General features: G+C 66.7%; 1 protein-coding gene. It reads left to right on the forward strand.

What is annotated here, in order from left to right; all coding sequences use genetic code 11:
* A partial coding sequence (locus EN807_RS34650; protein WP_135938100.1) for an FCD domain-containing protein occupies nt 1-291 on the forward strand: 291 nt, incomplete at both ends.

The raw sequence follows: 291 nt of genomic DNA on the forward strand, positions 1-291 counted from the left end.
GGGCGCGGCTCGACGACCTCTGCCGTGCCCGCCTGGCGGTCGGAGGGCTGGCGGCCGAGCTCGGCGCGCCGCGCCTGACGGCGGTCGAGATCGCCAGCCTGCAGCGTATCACCGATGACCAGCAGGTGATCGGCCGCGACGGCAGCATCTTCGAGCTGATCGCCAAGAACCAGCAGTTCCATTTCATCATTTACCGCGCCTCAGGCTCCGATGTGCTGTTTCAGCTGATCGAGACGCTGTGGCTGCGCTTCGGTCCGTACATGCGGCTGTTGTCCAACCATGTCGCGCCGC

This window comes from Mesorhizobium sp. M5C.F.Ca.ET.164.01.1.1 (assembly GCF_004792125.1).
GTDB lineage: Bacteria > Pseudomonadota > Alphaproteobacteria > Rhizobiales > Rhizobiaceae > Mesorhizobium > Mesorhizobium wenxiniae.